Origin of the sequence: Knoellia sp. LjRoot47, assembly GCF_964253435.1 — a bacterium.
GTDB lineage: Bacteria > Actinomycetota > Actinomycetes > Actinomycetales > Dermatophilaceae > Knoellia.
The window spans coordinates 538,464-560,249 of sequence record NZ_CAXUQS020000001.1 but is presented as its reverse complement, the minus strand read 5'-3'; the positions used below and the strand labels follow the sequence as shown (position 1 = coordinate 560,249).

The window sequence follows — 21,786 nt, the reverse complement described above, 5'->3', positions numbered from 1 at the left end:
GCTGCACGGAGGAAACATCCGAAAGTCGGATGCGTGAGAACGAGGAGCCGGCCCCAGTGAAGCTCAGCCTGTCGAGGACCGACCGCGAAGACGTCGCCATCATGACCGTGTCCGGTGAGGTCGACGTCTACACCGCGCCGCAGCTGCGGTCCGCGCTCGAGGAGCGCGTCGCCGAAGCACAGACCCGGGTCGTCGTCGACCTCCAGGGCGTGACCTTCATCGACTCGACCGGCCTCGGTGTGCTCGTCGGCCGGCTCAAGGCCCTGCGCAAGGTCGGCGGGTCGCTGCGCGTCGTCTGCACCGACGAGCGCATCCTGCGCCTCTTCGGCATCACCGGGCTCGACCGGGTGCTCCCCCTCCACGACTCCGTCGACGACGCGCTCGCCGCCTTCGGCGACGACGTCGCGGACCCGGGCGCCACCGCCTGACCTGCGGCGCTACCGTCGACCGCGACCCGGGGTGAGAGCAGTCACACCGAGGTCCCGGCCCTTCTTGTGACGTGGGTCACCGGGTAAGGTCCACCCCGCGCCTGCCTGTGGGCATTCGGTCCCGGGCCTCGACGGCGCGCACCCGTCAAGGAGGATGGAATGGCTGCACTCGCGCTCGCACCAGCCGAGGCGAGTTCCACGCTGGACCTCACCGGATCGAACGTCACGCTCGTCGTGGGGGTCGCGGTCATCGCCGTGATCGCCCTCGTCATGGGCTTCGTGTTCCGGCAGCAGGTCCTACGTGCGGACACCGGAACAGACAAGATGCGCGAGATCGGCGCCGCTGTCGAGGAGGGGGCCCAGGCCTACCTCACCCGTCAGTTCAAGACGCTCGGCATCTTCGTCGTGCTCGTCTTCGGGCTCCTGCTCCTCCTGCCGGCACCCGACTGGGGGGTCAAGCTCGGTCGCTCGGGGTTCTTCATCGTCGGTGCGCTGTTCTCCGCCTCGATCGGCTATCTCGGCATGAAGCTGGCCACCAAGGCCAACGTCCGCGTGGCTGCTGCCTCGCGGGGTGAGAACGGTCGCGACGAGGGCATGCGCATCGCCTTCCGCACCGGTGGCACCGTCGGCATGGCGACCGTCGGCCTCGGCCTGCTCGGCGCCTCGATCGTCGTCCTCCTCTACAAGGCCGACGCGCCCAAGGTCCTCGAGGGCTTCGGCTTCGGCGCCGCCCTGCTCGCCATGTTCATGCGTGTCGGCGGTGGCATCTTCACCAAGGCCGCCGACGTCGGCGCCGACCTCGTCGGCAAGGTCGAGGCCGGCATCCCGGAGGACGACCCCCGCAACGCCGCGACGATCGCCGACAACGTGGGCGACAATGTCGGCGACTGCGCGGGCATGGCGGCCGACCTCTTCGAGTCGTATGCCGTGATGCTCGTCGCCGCTCTCATCCTCGGTTCCGTGGCCTTCGGGGCCTACGGCCTCGTGTTCCCGCTCCTCGTCCCGGCGATCGGTGCGATCACGGCCCTCATCGGTGTCTTCATCACGAAGGCCCGCGGCGGCGAGAGCGCGCTCGACGCCATCAACCGCGGCTTCTACATCTCCGCGGCCATCGCGGCCGTGCTCTCCGGCATCGCCGCGTGGGTCTACCTCCCCGCGACGTTCGGCGAGCTCGGCTCGCGTGACGAGGCGATCGGCGCGCTCGACGGCAACCCGCGGATCACCGCGATCCTCGCCGTCGTCATCGGCATCGTCCTCGCGGCGATCATCCTGTGGCTCACCGGTCACTTCACCGGCACCGACAAGCGCCCGACCAAGGACGTCGCCCGTACCTCGCTCACCGGCGCGGCGACGGTCGTCCTCTCCGGCATCGGCGTCGGCCTCGAGTCGGCCGTTTACACCGCGGCCATCATCGGCGGCGCCGTCTACCTCGCCTTCCTGCTCGGTGGCGGCTCGGTCGCGCTCTCGCTGTTCCTCATCGCGCTCGCCGGCTGTGGCCTGCTCACGACCGTCGGTGTCATCGTCGCCATGGACACGTTCGGCCCCGTCTCCGACAACGCGCAGGGCATCGCCGAGATGTCCGGCGACGTCGACGCCGAGGCCGCGCAGATCCTCACCGAGCTCGACGCGGTCGGCAACACGACCAAGGCCATCACCAAGGGCATCGCGATCGCGACGGCCGTGCTCGCCGCCACCGCGCTGTTCGGCTCCTACACCGATGCCTGGCAGACGGCGGTCCGCGAGATCACCGACCCGGGCACGACCACGCAGCAGCAGGCCGAGTCCTTCCTCTCCGACGCCCAGGCGCTCGTGACGAACCCGGCCACGCTCGTCGGTCTGCTCCTCGGTGCGGCCGTCGTGTTCCTCTTCTCCGGTCTGGCCATCAACGCGGTGACGCGTGCGGCCGGGGCCATCGTCTTCGAGGTCCGTCGCCAGTTCCGCGACATCCCCGGGATCATGGAGGGCACGACCAAGCCGGAGTACGGCAAGGTCGTCGACATCTGCACCAAGGACTCGCTGCGCGAGCTCGCCACCCCGGGTCTGCTGGCTGCCCTGACGCCCGTCGTCGTCGGATTCGGTCTCGGCATCGGTGCGCTCGCGGGCTTCCTCGCCGGCGCCATCGGTACCGGCTGCCTCATGGCGGTCTTCCTCGCGAACTCGGGCGGGTCCTGGGACAACGCGAAGAAGATCGTCGAGGACGGCCACCACGGCGGCAAGGGCAGTGCGGCGCACGAGGCCACCGTCATCGGTGACACCGTGGGTGACCCGTTCAAGGACACCGCCGGCCCGGCCATCAACCCGCTCATCAAGGTCATGAACCTCGTGGCCGTGCTCATCGCCCCGGCGATCGTCACCCTGAGCATCGGTGGAGGCGCGAGCGCCCCGATCCGCTACGGCATCGCCGCCGTCGGTCTCATCATCGTCGTCACGGCGGTCGCGGTCTCCAAGCGTCGCGACCTCGCCATCGGTGGCGACGACGACATCGAGGGTGTCGACGAGCTCGACGCCTCCGCGCCCGACTCCGGCGCCGTCACCGAGCCCGGTGAGGCCGTCGACGAGTCGGTCGAGAACGGCGACGCGCTCGAGGTTCCCGCGCAGCGCTGACCCGAGCACACGGCATACGCCAACGCAGTGACACGGCGGCCGGCCCACCCGAGAGGGTGAGCCGGCCGCCGCGCCGTTCCCCCTCCGACGTGTCCGTCGTCAGCGGCGCAGAAGCTGACCACCGGCGCACGCATGCCTGCGCCGGTGATCAGGATGTGCGCCGCTCGTGCCAGTCATCGGCAGGGCTGTGGATGGCGCCCCGGCCTGATCGGCCCGAACTGCCACGATCTGGCGATGACCACGCCACGTCCGGTTCCGTTCGACCCGACGGTCCTGCGCTTGGCGGCCGACGTCCGCAGGGCCGGTCGCGACACCCGTGAGACCGGCCCGGATGGGCGCAGGGCGTGGGTGCGAGTTCGGCACGGCGTCGTGGCGCCGGCGCAGGTTTGGCGGACCCTCACCCCTGAACACCGTCACGCGGCGTTCGTCCATGCTGCTGCGCTTCGCATGGCGAACGGGCCGTCGGTCTTCTCGCACTCGTCGGCGGCTGCGGTCTGGGGCCTGCCCCGGGTCTCGCCATGGCCGCAGCTGGTGGAGGTGATTCGGCCGGGTCGGAGGGTGCGCTCATCCGGACTCATCCGCCGCCACGACCTCGAGGTCACCGTGACGACCGTGGTGGCGGGACTGACCGTGACGCCACTCGCGCGTACGCTCATCGACCTCGCTCGGACCGAGGACCTGCACGACGCGGTTGCGGCCGCGGACCATGCACTGCACCACCAGCAGTGCACTTGGGGCGAGCTCCTGAACGAGCTCACCCTTCTGGAGCCGGGAGTGCCCGGACGGGCTCGTGCCCAGCTGGCCATCGACCTCGTGGACTCCCGGTCGATGTCGGTGGGTGAGTCGCTGTCCCGGGTGCAGATGTTCCGGCTCAACCTGCCACGACCTCGGCTGCAGGTGCGGGTCGAGGACTCCGACGGCCTCGTCGGTTACTGCGACTTCGGCTGGGAGGAGGTGATGGGTGAGTTCGACGGACGCAAGAAGTATGGCCTTGCCGAGGGAGCGGACCCGCGGGATGCCGAGCGGGTGCTGTGGCGCGAGAAGCGCCGCGAGGATCGGATCCGCGCCCGGGGCAACCGCATGGCGCGGTGGGTCTGGGCCGATGCGGTGCAGCCGAGCCGGATGGCGCGCATCCTCGCCGACCAAGGAATCCGGCCGCAGGCGAAGAACACCTGGTTCTCGGGTGTCGCCTGACCGTGCGACTCGCGACCAGCGGCGCAGAAGTTGACCAGCGGCGCTCACATGGCAGCGCCGGTGGTCACGGTCTGCGCCGGTGACGAGGGGCCGGCGCCCGGCCGCGCCTGCGGGAGGGAGCCCAAGACGGAGAACGTGCGGCCCTAGGCTGAACGGCATGACTGCACCCGTCCCGCACGTCGACGAGGGGCTCGTCGCACGCCTGCGCGCCGACCTCGCCGCCGCCGACTTCACCGTCACCGGTGTGCTCGAGGTCCTGGGCCCGCTCGCGAGCGCCGCGCTCGGGCGCGAGCAGCCACTGCCGGCCCGCCGCGTCGCGGGGGCATCGACCTCGCCGGCCGCCACGCTCATCCGCCTGTTCACGCTCGGTGACCCCGTCGACGCCGCCGACGTGGAGCGGGCCCTGCCGACGCTGCGCCTGCGCGGAGCCGTCGAGCTCGGGCTCGTCACCGAGGAGGGTGACGGCGTGGTCGCGCGCTTCGACGTCCGGCCCTACGCCTCGGACGAGCGGCACTGGTGGGTCGCCTCGGACCTTGCCGAGGTCGCGACGGGTTCGCCGGTGCGCGAGGACCATGTCCTCGGCATCGGTGGGGCGTCGACGACGTTGGCTCAGTGGACGATCCGGCGCCCGGTCCACAGGGCCCTCGACCTCGGCACCGGCTGCGGCGTCCAGGCGCTGCACCTCGGCCCGCACGTCGACGACATCGTCGTCACCGACCTGTCCGAACGCGCGCTGGCCTTTGCCCGCTTCAACGCCGCCCTCAACGAGTGCGAGTGGGACGTGCGTTCCGGTTCGATGCTCGAACCCGTTGCAGGACAGCGGTTCGACCTCGTCGTGAGCAACCCGCCGTTCGTCATCACGCCTCGCTCGGGCGAGGTCCCGCTCTTCGAGTACCGCGACGGTGGCGCGGCCGGGGACGCCGTGGTCGCCGGACTCGTCCGCTCCGTCGGTGAGCACCTCGAGCCGGGGGGAGTCGCCCAGTTCCTCGGCAACTGGGAGGTGTCGCAGGGCTCGACCTGGACCGAGCGCGTCGGGTCGTGGCTCGACGGCGCCGGCGTCGACGCGTGGGTCGTCCAGCGTGAGGTGCAGGACCCGGCGGAGTACGCCGAGACCTGGTCGCGCGACGGTGGTCACCACGCGGGGACCGCCGACTTCGACGCGATGTATGCCGCGTGGCTCGACGACTTCGCCTCTCGCGACGTCGAGTCGATCGGCTTCGGCGTCATCACCCTCCACCGTCCGAGCACCGAGCGCGAGACGTTCGTCGACCTCATGGACGAGCGTGGGCCGGTGCCGCCGGCGATGGGCGAGACCGTCCGCGTCGGGCTGGAGGCGAGGGTCTGGCTCGCCGAGCACTCCGACGACGACGTGCTCGACGAGGCGTGGAGGGCCACGCCCGACGTCACCGAGGAGCGTCACACCCTGCCCGGGGCGTCGGACCCGTCGGTCATCGTCGCCCGGCAGGGGAGTGGGCTGGGACGGGTCATCCAGCTCACGACGGTCACCGCGGCATACCTCTCCGTCGCGGACGGCGAGCTCACGCCGAGACAGGCGGTGGGCGCGATCGCGGGGATCCTCGACCTCGACCCGGCCGAGACCGAGCGCGAGGTGCTCGCGTTCGTCCGTGACGCCGCAAAGGACGGGCTGCTCGTCCGGCCGTGACGCCGTCGCCCGCCTATGTTGGACGCATGACGCACCACGACATCCCCAGCGAGCACGAGCCGACGTCCGACGAGCAGTCGACGACCCCGGGCCAGGGCCGCAGTGACGGGCAGGAGGGCACCGTGTCGGAGGCCGGTTCGGCGGGCCTCAACCCGGACACCGCGCTCGGTGGCGCCGACAGCGTGCCGGACACCCCGGACGTCAACGACGACCTCGACGGCGGGCGGACGGACGTCAACGTCGCCGACGACCAGGCTGGTGACGGGGCCGACGAGAGCGTCTGACGCCGCGCCGAACACCCCGTCGCGAATGAGTGGCGGGGCCCCGAACGGTGACCGAGCGGCTCGGCTGAGCACGGGAGAAAGCCAGTTGTGAGTGAGTGCTCACTCACTCATACTTGAGGACGTGACTCCTCCCCGTGCCCCGGCCATGAGCCCGGACGACCGCCGCGCCTCGATCATCGCGGTGACGATGCCGTTGCTGCGTGAGAAGGGGCGCATCGTCAGCACCAAGGAGATCGCCAAGGCGGCCGGCATCGCCGAGGGGACGATCTTCCGGGTCTTCGACAGCAAGGACGACCTCATCGACGCGACGGTCCACGACGCGTTCGACAACTCGACACTGCTCGTCGAGCTCGCCGAGATCGACCGGGCGCTCTGCCTGCGGGACCGGCTGGCCCGTGCGGTCGCGATCATGCAGGAGCACCTGCAGGGCGTCTTCGCGCTCATGACGGTGCTCCACGCCTCCGGCCAGCCGATGCGCCCGCCGACGCACGACGGCGACGCGCACCGGCGCCGCGAGGAGGCGACGGCCGAGCTCGACGAGGCGTTCGTCGAGCTCATCGGTGACGACGCGCGGCTGCTGCGGGTCAGCGCCACGACGTTCATCGGCTACCTGCGGATGCTCACCCTCTCGAGCGTCCACCCCATGCTCGGCGGGCAGGCGTCCACTCCCGAGGAACTCGTCGACGTGCTCCTCGAGGGCGCCCTCGACCGTGGCTCAGGCCACGGCCCGGACCGCAGCCAGGACCGCACCCCCACCACCCCTCCCACCCTCTCGAGGAAGAAGACCACGTAGTGCTGCTCCGACTCATGCGCGACTACCTGCGGCCCTACCGCGGCTCGCTCGTCGTGCTCGTCCTGCTCCAGCTGGCGGGCACCATCGCCTCGCTCTACCTGCCGAGTCTCAACGGCAGGATCATCGACGAGGGCGTCGCCAAGGGCGACACCGGCTACATCCTCACCGCGGGTGGCTGGATGCTCGCCGTCTCGCTCGTCCAGATCGCCGCCACCGTCGGCGCGACCTACCTCGGCGCGCGGGCGGCTGCCGGTCTCGGACGGGACCTGCGGGCCGGCGTCTTCGCCAAGGTCGGCGACTTCTCCGCCCAGGAGGTGTCGCGCTTCGGTGCGCCGACGCTCATCTCGCGCAACACCAACGACGTCACCCAGGTCCAGACGGTCGTCTTCATGGGGGCGGCGATGATGGTGTCGGCCCCGATCATGATGGTCGGCGGCATCGTCATGGCCCTGCGCGAGGACGTCGGCCTGTCCTGGCTCGTGGCCGTCGCTGTGCCTCTGCTCGCGCTCTGCGTCGCGCTCGTCATCCGCAAGATGATCCCCAACTTCCGGCTCATGCAGGAGTCCGTCGACTGGGTCAACCGCGTGCTGCGCGAGCAGATCACCGGGATCCGGGTCGTGCGCGCCTTCGTGCGTGAGGACCACGAGCGCGCCCGCTTCGCGGAGGCCAACACGCAGTACACCGACACGGCGCTGGCCGTGGGTCGCCTCATGGCGCTGGTCTTCCCGATCGTCATGGTCATCTTCAACGCCTCGACCGTCGCGGTGCTCTGGTTCGGTGCGCAGCGCGTGGACAGCGGGGCCATGCAGATCGGTGCCCTCACGGCGTTCATGGCCTACCTCATGCAGATCCTCATGTCGGTGATGATGGCGACCTTCATGTCGATGATGATCCCGCGGGCCACGGTCTCGGCCGGACGCATCACCGAGGTGCTCGACACGGCCTCGACCGTGGTCCAGCCGATCCAGCCCGTCACCCTGCCGGAGGGTGGGACGTCGGTCGAGCTTCGTAACGTCGAGTTCGCCTACCCCGGCGCCGATGTGCCTGTGTTGCAGGGGATCTCGCTCACGGCGGCACCCGGTCGCACGACCGCGATCATCGGCAGCACCGGCTCCGGGAAGTCGACCCTGCTCTCGCTCATCCCGCGCCTCTACGACGTCACCGACGGCGAGGTCCTGCTCGGCGGGGTCGACGTCCGCGACGCCACTCTCGAGGACGTCTGGGGTCGCATCGGGCTCGTCCCGCAGAAGCCCTACCTGTTCACCGGCACCGTCGCCTCGAACCTGCGCTACGGCGACGCCGACGCGACCGACGCCGAGCTGTGGGAGGCGTTGCGCATCGCCCAGGCCGAGGACTTCGTGCGCGCCATGCCCGAGGGCCTCGATAGCGCCATCGCCCAGGGCGGCACCAACGTCTCGGGCGGCCAGCGCCAGCGCCTGGCCATCGCGCGCGCCCTCGTCGCCAAGCCCGACGTCTACCTCTTCGACGACAGCTTCTCCGCCCTCGACCTCTCCACGGACGCGAGGCTCCGGGCGGCACTCAAGCCGGTCACCCGGCATACGACGGTCGTCGTCGTCGCACAACGGGTGTCGACGATCATCGACGCCGACCAGATCATCGTCCTCGAGGACGGCGCGGTCGTCGGCTCGGGCACGCACGACGAGCTGCTCGAGAGCTGCCCGACCTATGTCGAGATCGTCGAGAGCCAGCGCAGCGCAGAGGAGGCGGCAGCATGAGCGGCGACCGGATCCTCACCGAGGAGGAGAAGGCCGCGGAGCAGCGTCGCGGTCCCGGCGCCACCCAACGAGGCGGCCCGCCACACATGCGGATCGGGCAGCCGGGCGAGAAGTCGACGAACTTCCGCGTCTCGGCCCGCCGGCTGCTCGGGCTCCTGCGTCCCGAACGTCTCTCCCTGTATGCCGTCCTCGCCTTCGCGCTCGCGAGCGTCGGCCTCAACGCCATCGGCCCGAAGATCCTCGGGCGCGCCACCGACCTCATCTTCGCCGGGGTCGTCGGCAAGCAGCTGCCGTCCGAGGGGACGGTCGCGCAGATCGTCGCCGGCCTGCGGGCCCGGGGCCAGGACACCTTCGCCGACATGGTCGAGGGCATGCCGTACCTCGTCCCCGGGGTGGGCATCGACTTCGGCGCCGTCGGTCGGGTGCTGCTCCTCGTGCTCGGCATTTACGTCGTCGCGAGCCTGCTCCAGTGGGCTATGGGCTGGATCCTCACCGGGGCGGTCAACCGGACGATCTTCAACCTGCGGCGCGATGTCGAGGACAAGCTCAACCGGCTGCCGCTGCCGTACTTCGACAACCAGCCGCGCGGTGAGCTGCTGAGCCGCGTCACCAACGACATCGACAACGTCTCGCAGAGCCTGCAGCAGACGCTGAGCCAGCTGCTCACCTCGCTGCTCACCGTCGTCGCCATGGTCGGGATGATGCTGTGGATCTCACCGCTGCTCGCGCTCATCGCCCTCGTGACGATCCCGGTGACGATGCTCGTCACGGCCGTCATCGGCAAGCGCTCGCAGAAGCACTTCGTCCAGCAGTGGAAGTCGACCGGCGAGCTCAACGGCATCGTCGAGGAGACGTTCACCGGTCACCAGCTCGTCAAGGTCTTCGGCCGCCAGGAGGAGGCCCGTGAGGCCTTCCGCAGCAAGAACGACGACCTCTTCGCGGCGGGCTTCGGCGCGCAGTTCGTCAGCGGCATCATCATGCCGACGATGATGTTCATCGGGAACCTCAACTACGTCATCATCGCTGTCGTCGGCGGGCTGCGCGTGGCGAGCGGCTCGATGACCCTCGGTGACGTCCAGGCGTTCATCCAGTACTCGCGCCAGTTCACCCAGCCGCTCACCCAGGTCGCGTCCATGGCCAACCTCATGCAGTCCGGAGTCGCCTCTGCCGAGCGGGTGTTCGAGGTGCTCGACGCGCCCGAGCAGCAGGCGGAGTCGGCCACGCCGACCGTGCTCGACGACCCGCACGGTCGGGTCGAGTTCGAGAAGGTGTCGTTCTCCTACAGCCCCGACAAGCCCCTGATCGAGGAGCTCGACCTCACCGTCGAGCCCGGTCAGATGGTGGCCATCGTCGGCCCCACCGGAGCGGGCAAGACGACGCTCGTCAACCTCATCATGCGGTTCTACGAGCTCGACTCGGGCCGGATCACGCTCGACGGCGTCGACATCACCGACCTGTCGCGGCACAACCTGCGTGGCGAGATCGGCATGGTGCTCCAGGACACGTGGCTGTTCGGCGGGACCATCCGCGACAACATCGCCTACGGCCGGCCGGACGCGACCGACGACGAGGTCATGGAGGCGGCCCAGGCGACCTACGTCGACCGGTTCGTGCACTCGCTGCCCGACGGCTACGACACGGTGCTCGACGCCGAGGCCGGCAACATCAGCGCCGGTGAGAAGCAGCTCGTCACCATCGCCCGGGCGTTCCTCTCGGACCCGGCGCTGCTCATCCTCGACGAGGCGACGTCGTCGGTGGACACGCGCACCGAGCAGCTCGTCCAGCGTGCGATGTCGGCGCTGCGCCAGGACCGGACGAGCTTCGTCATCGCGCACCGCCTCTCGACGATCCGCGACGCCGACCTCATCCTCGTCATGCAGGACGGCCGCATCGTCGAGCAGGGTTCGCACGCCGACCTGCTCGCCGCGGGCGGTGCCTTCGCGGACCTGTATGCCGCACAGTTCCGTTCCGCGGTCGCCGAGCCCGTCGAGTAGCGCACCCCCTCACCCGCTTGCGTCCGCAACCCTGGTCGCAAAGGTGACCAAGGTTGCGGACGCAGGTGGACGGCATACGACAGCGTCCGCAACCCTGGTCGCAAAGGTGACCAAGGTTGCGGACGCAGTGGGGTGTGAGGCCTGGGGTGGGGATCAGCGGATGACGCCGAAGCCGCCGTTCCAAGAGACCTTCTCGGCGGCGGCGAGGGTGATCTGGAGGAAGCCCAGGGCCTCGAGCTCACGGGCCCGCTTGAGGGCGCCCGCGTCGATGACGGTGAGGCCACCGGCCTCGACGACCTCGGTCACGAGGGCCTTGGCATCGGCGTCGTCGCCCGCGATGAGGACGGTCGTCGGGAGGGGGCCGACCTCCTTGGCGACGAGGGTGCCACCGAAGGTCGTGTTGAACGCCTTGACGACCTTGGCCTCGGGCAGGGCCTCGGCGATGACCGCGGCGGCGGAGGAGTCGGCGGGCACGGTGAGCGAGTCGAACGTCTCGAAGTCCACCGGGTTGGTGATGTCGATGACGACCTTGCCGGCGAGCTGGTCGCGGCGAGCCTCGATGATGCGGGCGACCTCGCCGTAGGGGACTGCGAGGACGACGACGTCACCGGTGACGGCCTGGTTCGTGTCGGCCTTGCCGAGGACCTGGACGTCGTTGTCGCCGTTGCCGGCGATGCCCGCGATGGCGGTGCCCATGTTGCCGCTGCCGAAGATAGTGATGCTGGTCATGTCGAAACTGCCTTTCGAGTGGGGGACTTTCGCGCTTACTTCAAGCTACAACTAATGAGCATGCCCGTCCATTCCTGGTTCCGCGGATAGGGTTCGTCGCGTGACCGATTCGAGCGAGCCGCGGTGGCTGGACCAGGCGGAGATGACGGCGTGGCTGCGCCTCGTCGCGGTCACCGAGCGGCTCCCCGGCATCCTCGACACGCAGCTGCGGCGCGAGAGCGGGTTCACCCACTTCGAGTACCAGGTGCTCGCGATGCTCTCCGACGCCCCCGACCGCACCCTGCGCATGACCCATCTCGGACTCCAGACCAACGCCACCCTCCCGAGGCTCTCGCACGTCGTGAAGCGGCTGGAGGACCGGGGGCTCGTCGAGCGCTCGGTCGCGCCCGAGGACAAGCGGGCCATCAACGCCGCGCTCACCGAGGACGGCTTCGAGGCCCTCGCGGCCGCCGCCCCGGGCCACCTCGCGAGCGTGCGGGAGTACGTCTTCGACCCGCTGGACGAGCAGCAGGTGCAGGCCCTCTCCGAGGCGCTCGGCGCGATCCTCACCCGGGTCGACCCGATGGGCGACGCGCCGCAGGACCGTCGCTCGGCCCCCTGAGCGACTCCAGCCGCCGGCCTACGCGTCGCCCCCTCGCCCTCCTCCGGGCAGACTCCCGCCCACCTGAACCCACCCTGTGGAACACGCGTGCCCACCTCTCCGTTAGGATAGTTGTCACAACAACTAATCATCAGGAGCGCTGCCATGAGCATTAACCCCGTCCGCCTCAACCACGCCGTGTTCTACGTCGCCGACCTCGACCGCTCGGTCGCGTTCTACACCCGCGTCTTCGGCATGGAGATCGCGGCGCACGAGCCCCGCATGGGTGCGGCCTTCCTCCGTCTGCCGCGCTCGGGGAACCACCACGACCTCGGCCTCTTCGGCGTCGGCCAGAACGCCGCTCCCAAGACCCGCGGTCTCGGCCTGTACCACCTTGCCTGGCAGGTCGACGCGATCGAGGACCTCCAGACCGCCCGCGACCTGCTCCAGCAGGTCGGCGGCTACACCGGCGAGTCCGACCACGGCGCGACCAAGAGCGTCTACGGCATGGACCCCGACGGCAACGAGTTCGAGATCATGTGGATGCTGCCCACCGACAAGTGGGGCGAGTTCGACGACCTCGCACCGGTCCTCCCGCTCGACCTCCCCGGCGCGATCCGCGAGTGGAGCGGTGTCCGCACCGCCGGCCGCATCGTGACCGAGGCGTCCGCGTGACCCAGTCCGACGGGAGCGAGTTCGCTCCGCCGGTCGTTGCCGTCGCCGGCACGACCGACCCGGCCGCGCCCCTCGTCGTGCTCCTCCATGGTCGGGGCTCGGACGAGCGCCAGATCATGACGCTCGCCGGGCACCTGCCGGAGGGGCCGGCATACGCCGCGGTGCGGGCACCGATCGCCGAGGGTGGCGGCTACGCGTGGTTCGCCAACCGCGGCATCGGCCGTCCCGTCGCCGAGTCGCTGGCCGAGACGACGGCGTGGTTCACGGCGTGGCTCGACGAGGTGGCCCCGGTGGGTCGCCCCGTCGTCCTCGTCGGCTTCAGCGGTGGCGCCGCCTTCGCGGGTGCGCTCCTCCTGCAGCGGCCGACGGGGTGTGCCGGCGTCGGGGTCCTCCACGGCACGCTCCCGTTCGACGCGGGGCTGCCGGTGACCCCGGGCGGCCTCGTGGGTGCGCACACCTTCGTCGCGCAGGGCGACCAGGACCACGTCATCCCGCGTGAGCTGCTGGACCGCACGTGGGAGCACCTCACCGCCGGCTCCGGTGCCACGACCCGCTCGCACCGAGACCCCGGCGGCCACGGCATCACCCTCGGGCTGCTCGTCGAGCTCGGCGACTGGATCACGGAGCGCCTCGACCTGAGCCGCTGACCAGTGCCGACCGCCGAAGACTGCCGCGCCTCCACACGGCACGGCGACCGGCGCGAGAGTAGGTTGAACGGCGTTCGGGCTCACGGAGCCGACGTCGACCCGGAGGATGCCGCTGATGCCATCGACCCTCGCACCGGTAGCCCTGGCGGCTGCTGAACCGCTCATCGACGCCAACGTCGTCGACTACCTCATCGTCGCGCTGTACTTCGCGTTCGTCATGGGCATCGGGCTCGCCGCCCGACGCGCCGTCTCCGACTCGATCGACTTCTTCCTGTCCGGCCGGTCGCTGCCGGCGTGGGTGACGGGTCTGGCGTTCATCTCGGCCAACCTCGGCGCCGTCGAGATCATGGGCATGTCGGCCAACGGCGCGCAGTACGGCCTGCCGACGGTCCACTACTTCTGGGTGGGAGCCATCCCGGCGATGCTCTTCCTCGGCATCGTCATGATGCCCTTCTACTACGGCTCGAAGGTGCGGTCGGTCCCGGAGTTCATGTTCCGGCGCTTCGGCACCGGGGCCCACCTCGTCAACGCCATCAGCTTCGCCATCGCGCAGCTGCTCATCGCCGGCGTCAACCTCTTCCTCCTCGGGTCGATCGTGCAGGCCCTGCTCGGCTGGCCCCTGTGGGTGGCGCTCATCGTCGCGGCGGTGATCGTCCTGTCCTACATCACGCTCGGTGGCCTCTCGGCGGCGATCTACAACGAGGTCCTCCAGTTCTTCGTCATCGTTGCCTCGCTGCTGCCGCTGACGCTCATCGGCCTGCACCGCGTCGGTGGCTACGGAGGCCTCAAGGACAAGATCACCGCGTTCGCCGACGCCGCACCCGCCAAGGCCGAGGTGGCCCCCGCAGCCCAGCAGCTCGAGTCCTGGCCCGGCCAGGCCCTCACCGGCTTCGACTCCGGGTTCCTGTCGGTCATCGGCATCGTCTTCGGCCTCGGGTTCGTGCTCTCCTTCGGCTACTGGACGACGAACTTCGTCGAGGTCCAACGGGCCATGGCCTCGAACTCGATCTCGGCGGCTCGCAAGACACCGATCATCGGCGCCTTCCCCAAGATGTTCGTGCCGTTCATCGTCATCCTCCCGGGCATGGTCGCGGCCGTGCTGGTGAAGGAGATCATGGACCTCAAGAACGGCGGGGCGCCCACCGGCGGAGCGAGCGGTGACGTCAAGTACAACGACGCGCTCCTGCTCCTCATGCGCGACGTGCTCCCCAACGGACTGCTCGGACTGGCCATCGCCGGTCTCCTCGCGGCGTTCATGGCGGGCATGGCGGCCAACATCTCGGCCTTCAACACGGTCTTCAGCTACGACCTGTGGGAGCGCTACATCCGCAAGGACCGCAGCGACGACTACTACCTGCGGATCGGGCGCCTCGCCACCGTGGCGGCGACGATCATCGCGATCTTCACCGCGTCGATTGCCGGCGGGTTCTCGAACATCATGGACTACCTCCAGACGCTGTTCGGCTTCTTCAACGCCCCGCTCTTCGCGACCTTCATCCTCGGGATGTTCTGGAAGCGGATGACCCCGACCGCCGGTTGGGCCGGTCTGGTCGCCGGAACGCTGTCCGCCGTCCTCGTCGCGTTCCTCTCGAAGGACGCGTTTGGTACGGCCAGCCTCGGGGTGATCCCGCTCGAGGGCCAGGGCGCGAGCTTCGTCGCCGCGTCCACCGCCTTCGTCGTCGACATCCTCGTGTCGGTCGCGGTCTCGCTCGTCACGGAGCCGAAGCCGGCGTCCGAGCTCAAGGGTCTCGTCTACTCCGAGACGCCCAAGGAGGACCTCGTCGACCCGGAGGAGGCGGGTCGACCCTGGTTCCAGCGCACGATCCCGTTGGCCGGCATCGCCGCCGTCCTCGTCCTCATCCTCAACGTCGCCTTCTAAGGAGGTTCTCGACATGGCTGACACCAAGAAGACCGCCGGAGCCTTCGACATCCGCAACTTCATCGGGATGCTGCTCGGGCTCTACGGCATCATCCTCACGCTCATGGGCCTCTTCGGTGACAAGGAGCTGGAGAAGACCGGTGGGGTCAACGCGAACCTCTGGACCGGCCTCGTGCTGCTCGTCGTCTCGGCCGGGTTCATGACCTGGGCCCGCCTGCGCCCGACCGTGGTCCCCGACCACATCGAGCCCGTCACCGACGACCCGACCCGGCCCGCCCCGCGCAAGAAGCCCAAGCCCAAGCACGGGAGCTGACGACCCGAGAACGCGAGATGCCCCGTATGCCGTCCTCACGGCATACGGGGCATCTCGCGTCTGTGGGCGGCTGACGTCAGGCGAACTGCCAGGAGCGCTTGGACAGTCCGAACCAGAACCCGTCGATGACGCTCTGGCCGTCGATGCCGCCACCCGCGTGCGCGGCGCCGAGGCTGACGAACAGTGGCGCCCAGTGCTCGGTGCGCGGGTGGGCCTCCTGCGCGGCCGGCGCCTTGTCCATGAAGTCGAGGATCGCGTCGACGTCGCCCGCGTCGACGGCCTCGGCGGCCCAGTGGTCGAACTCGGCCGAGGCGCTCGGCGGGGCGCTGTCGGCCCCGGCACGCGGGTTGAACCAGCGCAGGTTGTGGGTCGTGAAGCCCGAGCCGATGATCAGGGTGCCCTCGTCACGCAGCGGCGCGAGCCTGGTCCCGATGTCGAAGAGCTCCTTGGGGTCCAGGGTCGGCATCGACAGCTGGAGCACGGGCACGTCGGCCTCGGGGAACATCTCCACGAGGGGGACGTAGGCGCCGTGGTCGAGGCCGCGGCTCGGGTCCTGGTGGAGGCCGCCGCCGACGTCGCCGAGGTGCCCGGCGACCGACTGCGCCAGCGCGGCGGCCGGGGGAGCGTCGTAGGTGACCTCGTAGTACTTCTGCGGGAAGCCCCAGAAGTCGTAGAGCAGTGGCGTACCCGCCGTCGTCGAGCTCACCGAGATCGGGGCCTGCTCCCAGTGCGCCGACACGACGAGGATGTTCGTGGGCTTCGGCAGGTCGGTCGACCAGCTCGAGAGCTCACCGGTCCAGCGCTCGTCATCGGCGAGCGGTGGTGCACCGTGGCTGAGGTAGATGACGGGCGTTGTCGTGTCCACACCGCGACTCTAGGCCGATCGGGGGCCGTGGTCCCGTCCCTCGGGATCAGCGCGCGGGAAGGCGGGTCACCCAGTACGACGCGGTGCCCGGTGACGCGACGCCGAACCGGGCGTTGACGGCCCACAGCCATCCTCCGGCGAGGGTCGCGGTCGACGGCACGTCGAGGGTCTCGTCGGTGCGTGCGCCCCGCCACCGGGCCGCCCACGCACTGCCGACCGGGACGAGCTCGAGCACCGAGACCTCGGCCTGGCCCGACCCGCGCACGTTGTAGAGGAAGCGTCCGTCGAGCACGAGACCGTCGCCGCCGGTGATGCCGGGGCCGCCGCTCACGGGGATCTCGGAGGTGTCACCGGTGGCGGGGTCGACCTGCCAGAGGCCACCGACCCGCGAGTTGTTGAGGACGAGGCTGCCGTCGGCGAGGGCACGGATCCCGTTGGCGTTGACGTCGGTGCCGTTGCCCTGCGGCCAGGCCCCGGTGAGCGGGACGAAGGTCGGTGCCGCGGCGGTGGGTGCGCCGCCCGCCGTGAGGGCGATGCGGGTGAGCCGGTCCGGGACGACGCGGGAGTCGGTGACCCACACCGCGTTGCCGAGGACGACGAGGTCGTTGAGGAAGACCGCGCCGGGGACGACCACGTCACGGACGACGGTGCCGGTCGTGCCGTCGACGGCCCAGACGTGCCCGACCGAGCCGACGTTGCCGGCCGCCCAGACGAGGTTGGTCCGCGAGTCCCAGAAGAGCCCGCGCAGGGCCCGTCCGGTCGCGCCGGCCAACAGCGTCGAGGACCTCCCGGTGAGGAGGTCGCCGGCCACGATCCGTCCGTCGGCGAGCGACCCGACGTAGAAGCGGGTACCGGGGCCGGAGGTGATGCCCTCGGGCCGGATGCCGTCGGGCAGCGGCACGGTCTCGGGAGCCGGCCCGGCGCGGCGCCGTCCGGCTTCGGCGGGGGAAGCGATGGCGCTGGTGGACGCGACAACCGAGGCTGCGGCGCCGGTCAGGAGCTGGCGGCGGGACGGGCTCGCTGGGGTGACCATCAACCATTCTGGGCACGTCGGACGGCCGAAGTCACGGCCCAGTCGTCAAGCGGTCAGCAGGCCGATGCCGAGCGAGAGCAGCCCGGCGGCGAGCACCACGGCGCCGGCGAACACCATCCAGATGAGCCGGTTGGGGCTCGTGCGCCCCTGACCCATCGACGAGAAGAAGAACCCACCGGGCATGAGGAGGGCCGCGACGGCGACGCCCGACCGTGAGAGCCACCCGAGCGCACCGGACTGGTCGGTCGAGTCCGCGAGCACCTGACAGAGCAGGGCGAGGACGAGCAGGACGCCGGCATGGGCGTGACCGGCGCGGGCGAACTTCTCCTGGAACTCCGTCACGCCGGCGCGGCCGCTGACGATCTTGACCATGTAGAGGCCGCCGGTCTCGACGGTGACGAGCGCGAGCAGGAGGATGCCCGCGGTCGTGCGCGACTCGTCGGACAGGACGGCCCCGACGGTCGCCAAGGCGTGGGGGTCGGCGAGCAGAGTCATGCGGATCTCCTTGGATAGTGGGACTTCCCAACATTGGATAGTGTCACTGTCCAGAAGTCAAGGGGTGGGGCGAGTCCCCTCGTATGCCGTTCGCGCCGCTGCGAGGTCCCGCTCGAGGAGCGCGGTGGTCGCCGACGCCTGCTCGGGCGACTCCCAGTCGATCCGGGCGAGGTCCCGCTCCGCAGCGTCGACCACGGAGGCGAGACCGTCCGCGGAGACGAGCCCGACGGCATACGCCTCGAGGGCACCGCCCACGGGGGTGTCGACGACGACGATGCCCTCGGATCGCAGGGTCGCTCGCTCGTCGGCGGGGGTGTCGACGACGTCGTGGATGAGGACGAGCCGCACGGCCGACGGATCCTCGGCGAGCATGCGGCGCCCGACCTCGACATCGCCCTGGCCGCTGTCGCCGATGAAGACGACCTCGGTCTCGGGCATGAGCGCCCGGAAGTGGCGGAAGTTCTCGAGCTTGGCGCCCGCCATCGAGTCGTGGTCGCGCAGCCCGCCGAAGGTGCCCGAGAGGACCGAGTGCGGCGGCAGGCCGAGCTCGCGCAGTCCACGGCGGGTGTGCTGTTCGATGAGCCCGGCGGGGTCCATCGGTCGCGCTGTGACGAAGGTGAGGTCGCCGGGAGCCTCCGGGTCGGCGGCGTGGCCGGCATCGAGAGCGCGGTAGAGCGCGATGACACCCGGGTAGAGCGTCCCGCGCGGGTAGCGGTCGTCGTGCAGCGCGCAGCGCAGGGTGTCGTCGATGTCGCTGAGCACGTGGAGGTCGGGCACCTCGACGAGGGCGGCCTGGGCGGCGATGTGGTCGAGGACGTCGGCCCGCACCCCCTCGTCCTGGACGACGTCGAAGACGAGGTGTTCGAGGTCGCGGTGGTCGGGGCCGGCGTTGAGCAGGCTCTTGAACCGGGTGAGGTCGGCGCCGGTGAGCGCGAGGAACGCGTCGCGGACGAGCAGCTCGCGGGCGTGGTCGGAGGACCAGCTGTGGCCGTGCTGCAGCGCGTCGGCGAGAGCCGCGAGGTCGCGCTCGGACCCGTCGAGGAGGCGACGCACCTCGGACTCGGTGTCGCGGGGCTCGGCGCGGCAGCGGACGAGCACCGCGCCGGGCCGGACCCCCAGCTCGAGGCGTACGGCGTCGCCGACCGGGTCTCCGTCCACGTGGACGGCCGTCGGTTCGTCGACGTCGATGACGACGTGACGGGTCCGGTGGGTGCGCAGGCCGGTCCATCGGTCACGGCGCCGGGCGACGATCCCGGCGGCGACGCCGAGCCACCCGACGACGGTGCGCGGTGCCACCACGAGCACGTCGAGCCGCCCGTCGGTCATCGACGCCGAGGGCATGAGCGGCAGCCCGAGTGGCAGGACCCGGCAGTTGCCGACGAGGACGGTGCGCACGGGTTCGGGCTCACCGGGCCGTGAGTCCAGACCCAGTCGAACGGTCACCGGGTCGCCGACCGCCCGCCGCGCCAGCGCGGCGAAGTACGCCGCCCAGCCCACCCTCACCTTGCTGCGCTCGTCGGTCGCCGCGAACGCCTCGGCGTCCATCCCGACGCCGGCGACGACCGCGATGTCATGGGTGCGGGTCGTGCCGTCGGCGCTCGTCACGGTCACCCAGGCGAGGTCGCTGTCGCGCACGGGGCCGTCGACCGCGAGGTCCACGACGACGTCGAACGCCTCACCGTGCAGGCTGATGGTGCGGGACCAGAGGTTCGCCGTCCCGGTCGGTACGACACCGAGCGCCACGCGGTCCGCCGAGGCCCCCGAGCGGGACAGGGCCGCCGCGACCTCGCGCACGGTCCCGTCGCCGCCGACCGCGACGATGCGGTCCACGCCACGCGCGAGGAGCTCGACGACCTCGTCGGTGCCGGGGGAGTCGCGCGTGGTCTCGAGCACGACGGGCTCGGGCCACCCGCGGCGTCGCGTCGCGCGTCGCACCGCGGCGACCGCCTCGCCGCTGCGTGCCTTGAGGGGGTGGACGACGACCCCACAGAGGTGCTCGACGGGGGCCACCGACGGCTCACTCCGCGGCATCGTGGACGAGGATCGCGACCTGGACCCGGTTGTCGACGCCGAGCTTGGTGAACAGGCGTCCGACGTGGGTCTTCACGGTGGGAACGCTCATGAACAGCTCGGCCGAGATCTCTGCGTTGCTCAGCCCGCGACCGACGGCGTCGGCGACCTCGCGCTCACGCTCGGTGAGGCCGGCCAGGCGGGAGCGGGCGTCGGCACGGTCGTCCGAGGCCGACGCCGGGCCGGCCACGGCGGCGATGAGCTGGGCCGTGACGCTGGGCGACAGCATCGGCTGGCCCGAGGCGACGGTCCGCACCGCCTCGACGAGCCGGGCCGGCGGGGTGTCCTTGAGCATGAAGCCGGCGGCCCCGAGGCGCAGCGCCCTGAGCACCATGTCGTCGGCGTCGAACGTCGTCAGCACGATGACTTTGAGCGACGGGTCCCGGCCGAGCAGAACCTCGGTCGCACTCAGGCCGTCGCGCAACGGCATACGGATGTCCATGAGCACGACCTCGGCACGGGACGACGGCACGAGGGTGAGGGCCTCCTCGCCGTTGCTCGCCTCGCCCACCACCGTGATCCCGGAGTTGCCGCCGAGCATCATGCCGAGGGCGGCGCGGACCATCGGGTCGTCGTCGACGATGGCCAGCCGGATCGGTGCAGGGTCGCTCACGGGCCCCACGGTATCCACGCCTCGACGACGTAGCCCCCGGTGGAGTCCGGCCCGTGCCGGAGGCGTCCACCGGTGAGGGCGACCCGCTCGTCGAGGCCGAGAAGCCCGAGCCCCGACTCGGGCAGGCGGGTCCCACGCGCGCCGACCCGTGCAGCGTTGCGGACCGTGACGGTGAGACCGTCGTCCGGCGAGCCGGTGAGGCTCACCGTCACCGAGGTGCCGTTGGCGTGCTTGCGTGCGTTGGTCAGGGCCTCCTGGACGATCCGGTATGCCGTCCGCCCCAGTCCGTCGGGCACGTCACCCGCGCAGGACTCGTCGAGGCTCACCCGCATCCCGCCGGCGCGCTCCTCGGCGACCAGCGCGGCGATGTCGGCGAGCACCGGCTGCGGGCGCTCGGGTGCCGCGGCGTCGGGGAGGGTGGGGTCGCGCAGGACGCCGAGGACGTCGCGCAGGTCTCGCAGCGCCTGGTGGGCGTTCTCCTCGATGGTCCTTGCCGCCGTGGCCTGCTCCTCGGGCGCGAGGTCGGTGCGATAGCTCAGTGCACCGGCGTGCATCGCGACGAGCGAGATGCGGTGCGCGAGAACGTCATGCATCTCGCGAGCGATGCGGGTCCGTTCGGCCGCCTGGGCCTGGGCGACGCGGGCCTGCTGCTCGCGCTCGGCGGTGACGGCGCGCTCGCGCAGCGACGCCATGAGGTCGCGCTGCGCGCCCATGGCGTAGCCGACCGCGATGACGATGCCCGCGATGAGGGCGCCGAAGAGGATCGCGGCCCACACGGGCAGCTCGTCTTCCCCCGGGTAGAAGCGCTCCTGGATGATGCCGGAGACGACCACGAGGGGAGCGACGACCGCGACGTCGCGCCACCGGTGGCGGGCCGCGACCGATCCCACTGCCCAGGTCGCCGGCCCGGCGGCGCTCGTCGACACGCACGCGAAGAGGTTGGTGACGACGGAGACGCCCAGCGGCCAGCGGTGGCGCACCCGGATGAGGAGCACCGAGACGAGCCCCAGCGCGAGGTCGCCGACGAAGAACCAAGCGATGATCGGCTCGTCGTCGATGTTGGCGTCGGCCATGGCGACACCGGTGAACCCCCACGCGACGAGGCTGATGAAGCCCGCCAGCGACCAGCGCCACACGGAGCCGAGGCGGCCGTACTCGGGCGCGGAGGTGTCGGGCATGGCACGAGCCTAG

General features: G+C 70.7%; 20 protein-coding genes. 13 read left to right on the top strand and 7 right to left on the bottom strand.

Going from position 1 to position 21,786, the window contains the following annotated elements; translation table 11 throughout:
* Positions 1 to 29 precede the first annotated feature (29 nt).
* The 8 genes from ACSQ11_RS02845 to ACSQ11_RS02810 all read left to right on the top strand — a co-directional run bounded on the left by ACSQ11_RS02845 (position 30) and on the right by ACSQ11_RS02810 (position 10,696).
* Entirely contained in the window at positions 30 to 428 is a 399-nt protein-coding gene (locus tag ACSQ11_RS02845; RefSeq protein ID WP_436002847.1) for an STAS domain-containing protein, read from the top strand.
* 159 nt (positions 429 to 587) lie between these two features.
* Positions 588 to 3,032, top strand: coding sequence for a sodium-translocating pyrophosphatase (locus tag ACSQ11_RS02840; RefSeq protein ID WP_436002845.1), 2,445 nt, complete (start codon positions 588 to 590; stop codon positions 3,030 to 3,032).
* A 558-nt stretch (positions 3,033 to 3,590) separates the two neighbouring features.
* Positions 3,591 to 4,226, top strand: a complete 636-nt coding sequence (locus ACSQ11_RS02835; protein WP_436002843.1) for a hypothetical protein — start codon at positions 3,591 to 3,593, stop codon at positions 4,224 to 4,226.
* Between the two features lie 157 nt (positions 4,227 to 4,383).
* Positions 4,384 to 5,889: a DUF7059 domain-containing protein gene (locus tag ACSQ11_RS02830; RefSeq protein ID WP_436002841.1), complete on the top strand. Its 1,506-nt coding sequence runs from the start codon at positions 4,384 to 4,386 to the stop codon at positions 5,887 to 5,889.
* A 26-nt stretch (positions 5,890 to 5,915) separates the two neighbouring features.
* Positions 5,916 to 6,173 (top strand): hypothetical protein, encoded by a 258-nt coding sequence (locus tag ACSQ11_RS02825; RefSeq protein WP_436002839.1) that lies wholly within the window; start codon positions 5,916 to 5,918, stop codon positions 6,171 to 6,173.
* A gap of 121 nt (positions 6,174 to 6,294) precedes the next feature.
* On the top strand, positions 6,295 to 6,966 hold the full coding sequence (locus tag ACSQ11_RS02820; protein ID WP_436002837.1) for a TetR/AcrR family transcriptional regulator: 672 nt from the start codon (positions 6,295 to 6,297) through the stop codon (positions 6,964 to 6,966).
* Entirely contained in the window at positions 6,966 to 8,702 is a 1,737-nt protein-coding gene (locus tag ACSQ11_RS02815) for an ABC transporter ATP-binding protein (RefSeq protein ID WP_436002836.1), read from the top strand. The genes ACSQ11_RS02820 and ACSQ11_RS02815 overlap by 1 nt, the downstream gene beginning before the upstream one ends.
* The gene (locus tag ACSQ11_RS02810) at positions 8,699 to 10,696 is read left to right on the top strand and encodes an ABC transporter ATP-binding protein (RefSeq protein ID WP_436002834.1); all 1,998 of its coding nucleotides are present in this window, start codon (positions 8,699 to 8,701) and stop codon (positions 10,694 to 10,696) included. The genes ACSQ11_RS02815 and ACSQ11_RS02810 overlap by 4 nt, the downstream gene beginning before the upstream one ends.
* Positions 10,697 to 10,849: 153 nt before the next feature.
* Here ACSQ11_RS02810 and ACSQ11_RS02805 read toward each other — a convergent pair whose 3' ends face one another.
* The gene (locus tag ACSQ11_RS02805; protein ID WP_436002832.1) at positions 10,850 to 11,425 is read right to left on the bottom strand and encodes an NADPH-dependent F420 reductase; all 576 of its coding nucleotides are present in this window, start codon (positions 11,423 to 11,425) and stop codon (positions 10,850 to 10,852) included.
* 100 nt (positions 11,426 to 11,525) lie between these two features.
* Between ACSQ11_RS02805 and ACSQ11_RS02800 the strand changes: the two genes are divergently transcribed.
* The 5 genes from ACSQ11_RS02800 to ACSQ11_RS02780 all read left to right on the top strand — a co-directional run bounded on the left by ACSQ11_RS02800 (position 11,526) and on the right by ACSQ11_RS02780 (position 15,519).
* Complete coding sequence (locus ACSQ11_RS02800; RefSeq protein ID WP_436002830.1) at positions 11,526 to 12,026, top strand: MarR family winged helix-turn-helix transcriptional regulator; 501 nt, start codon at positions 11,526 to 11,528, stop codon at positions 12,024 to 12,026.
* Between the two features lie 144 nt (positions 12,027 to 12,170).
* Positions 12,171 to 12,680 carry a VOC family protein gene (locus ACSQ11_RS02795; protein WP_436002828.1) on the top strand — a complete coding sequence of 170 codons (510 nt, stop codon included), beginning with the start codon at positions 12,171 to 12,173 and terminating at the stop codon, positions 12,678 to 12,680.
* Positions 12,677 to 13,327 (top strand): alpha/beta hydrolase, encoded by a 651-nt coding sequence (locus ACSQ11_RS02790; RefSeq protein ID WP_436002826.1) that lies wholly within the window; start codon positions 12,677 to 12,679, stop codon positions 13,325 to 13,327. The genes ACSQ11_RS02795 and ACSQ11_RS02790 overlap by 4 nt, the downstream gene beginning before the upstream one ends.
* 115 nt (positions 13,328 to 13,442) lie before the next feature.
* Positions 13,443 to 15,206, top strand: a complete 1,764-nt coding sequence (locus tag ACSQ11_RS02785; protein WP_035949089.1) for a sodium:solute symporter family protein — start codon at positions 13,443 to 13,445, stop codon at positions 15,204 to 15,206.
* Between the two features lie 13 nt (positions 15,207 to 15,219).
* Positions 15,220 to 15,519: a hypothetical protein gene (locus ACSQ11_RS02780; RefSeq protein WP_436002823.1), complete on the top strand. Its 300-nt coding sequence runs from the start codon at positions 15,220 to 15,222 to the stop codon at positions 15,517 to 15,519.
* 76 nt (positions 15,520 to 15,595) lie between these two features.
* On the opposite strand, the gene ACSQ11_RS02775 is transcribed toward ACSQ11_RS02780, so the two are convergent.
* The 6 genes from ACSQ11_RS02775 to ACSQ11_RS02750 are packed head-to-tail and all read right to left on the bottom strand — an operon-like array spanning position 15,596 to position 21,773.
* A complete protein-coding gene (locus ACSQ11_RS02775) occupies positions 15,596 to 16,384 on the bottom strand; it encodes a dioxygenase family protein (protein ID WP_436002821.1) in 789 nt (262 codons plus the stop codon).
* A 46-nt stretch (positions 16,385 to 16,430) separates the two neighbouring features.
* Positions 16,431 to 17,417 carry a hypothetical protein gene (locus ACSQ11_RS02770; protein ID WP_436002819.1) on the bottom strand — a complete coding sequence of 329 codons (987 nt, stop codon included), beginning with the start codon at positions 17,415 to 17,417 and terminating at the stop codon, positions 16,431 to 16,433.
* 45 nt (positions 17,418 to 17,462) lie between these two features.
* A complete protein-coding gene (locus ACSQ11_RS02765; RefSeq protein WP_436002817.1) occupies positions 17,463 to 17,912 on the bottom strand; it encodes a hypothetical protein in 450 nt (149 codons plus the stop codon).
* A gap of 57 nt (positions 17,913 to 17,969) precedes the next feature.
* Complete coding sequence (locus ACSQ11_RS02760) at positions 17,970 to 19,943, bottom strand: diacylglycerol kinase family protein (protein WP_436002815.1); 1,974 nt, start codon at positions 19,941 to 19,943, stop codon at positions 17,970 to 17,972.
* Positions 19,930 to 20,595, bottom strand: coding sequence for a response regulator (locus ACSQ11_RS02755; protein WP_436002813.1), 666 nt, complete (start codon positions 20,593 to 20,595; stop codon positions 19,930 to 19,932). Before ACSQ11_RS02755 ends, ACSQ11_RS02760 begins: the two co-directional genes overlap by 14 nt.
* The gene (locus tag ACSQ11_RS02750) at positions 20,592 to 21,773 is read right to left on the bottom strand and encodes a sensor histidine kinase (protein ID WP_436002811.1); all 1,182 of its coding nucleotides are present in this window, start codon (positions 21,771 to 21,773) and stop codon (positions 20,592 to 20,594) included. The genes ACSQ11_RS02755 and ACSQ11_RS02750 overlap by 4 nt, the downstream gene beginning before the upstream one ends.
* Between the last annotated feature and the right edge of the window lie 13 nt (positions 21,774 to 21,786).

Coding starts and splice junctions, on each gene's coding strand:
- ACSQ11_RS02845 (WP_436002847.1), top strand. CDS start 30: ATGCGTGAGAACGAGGAGCCGGCCCCAGTGAAGCTCAGCCTGTCGAGG.
- ACSQ11_RS02840 (WP_436002845.1), top strand. CDS start 588: ATGGCTGCACTCGCGCTCGCACCAGCCGAGGCGAGTTCCACGCTGGAC.
- ACSQ11_RS02830 (WP_436002841.1), top strand. CDS start 4,384: ATGACTGCACCCGTCCCGCACGTCGACGAGGGGCTCGTCGCACGCCTG.
- ACSQ11_RS02825 (WP_436002839.1), top strand. CDS start 5,916: ATGACGCACCACGACATCCCCAGCGAGCACGAGCCGACGTCCGACGAG.
- ACSQ11_RS02810 (WP_436002834.1), top strand. CDS start 8,699: ATGAGCGGCGACCGGATCCTCACCGAGGAGGAGAAGGCCGCGGAGCAG.
- ACSQ11_RS02805 (WP_436002832.1), bottom strand. CDS start 11,425: ATGACCAGCATCACTATCTTCGGCAGCGGCAACATGGGCACCGCCATC.
- ACSQ11_RS02795 (WP_436002828.1), top strand. CDS start 12,171: ATGAGCATTAACCCCGTCCGCCTCAACCACGCCGTGTTCTACGTCGCC.
- ACSQ11_RS02785 (WP_035949089.1), top strand. CDS start 13,443: ATGCCATCGACCCTCGCACCGGTAGCCCTGGCGGCTGCTGAACCGCTC.
- ACSQ11_RS02780 (WP_436002823.1), top strand. CDS start 15,220: ATGGCTGACACCAAGAAGACCGCCGGAGCCTTCGACATCCGCAACTTC.
- ACSQ11_RS02770 (WP_436002819.1), bottom strand. CDS start 17,417: ATGGTCACCCCAGCGAGCCCGTCCCGCCGCCAGCTCCTGACCGGCGCC.
- ACSQ11_RS02765 (WP_436002817.1), bottom strand. CDS start 17,912: ATGACTCTGCTCGCCGACCCCCACGCCTTGGCGACCGTCGGGGCCGTC.
- ACSQ11_RS02760 (WP_436002815.1), bottom strand. CDS start 19,943: ATGCCGCGGAGTGAGCCGTCGGTGGCCCCCGTCGAGCACCTCTGTGGG.
- ACSQ11_RS02750 (WP_436002811.1), bottom strand. CDS start 21,773: ATGCCCGACACCTCCGCGCCCGAGTACGGCCGCCTCGGCTCCGTGTGG.